Genomic DNA, 512 nt, shown 5'->3' on the forward strand with positions numbered 1-512 from the left:
GGATTGAAGGAGATTTTTGAGGGGGAGGCTCGGGTCGCCATCACTCCGTCCTCTGCGGGGCATCTGCGCAAGCTGGGGCATGACGTGCATGTCGAGACGGGCGCGGGGGTTCGTGCGGGGTTTTCGGATGCGGCCTACGAGGCGGCGGGCGTCGCCGTGCATCCCAATGCCGCGGCGCTGGTCGGGGCGGTGGAGGTGGTGGTCAAGGTCCGGCCGCCGAGCGAGGCCGAGCTGCGGCAGATGCGGCGCGGGCAGACCCTGATCTCGCATTTCTACCCGGCGCAGAACCCCGACCTCCTGGAGCTGGCGCGCGAGCAGGGCGTCACCGCCATCGCCATGGACATGGTGCCGCGCATCTCGCGCGCGCAGAAGATGGATGCGCTGTCCTCGATGGCCAATATCGCCGGCTACCGGGCGGTGATCGAGGCGGCGAACAACTTCGGCCGCTTCTTCACCGGCCAGGTGACGGCGGCGGGCAAGGTGCCGCCGGCCAAGGTGCTGGTGGTGGGCGC

General features: G+C 69.7%; 1 pseudogene. It reads left to right on the forward strand.

The features are described from left to right. Positions 1 to 3 precede the first annotated feature (3 nt). Positions 4 to 512, forward strand: a pseudogene (locus IT40_RS26555) (Re/Si-specific NAD(P)(+) transhydrogenase subunit alpha); the annotation flags it as partial.

The organism is Paracoccus versutus (genome assembly GCF_000763885.1).
Lineage (GTDB): Bacteria > Pseudomonadota > Alphaproteobacteria > Rhodobacterales > Rhodobacteraceae > Paracoccus > Paracoccus versutus.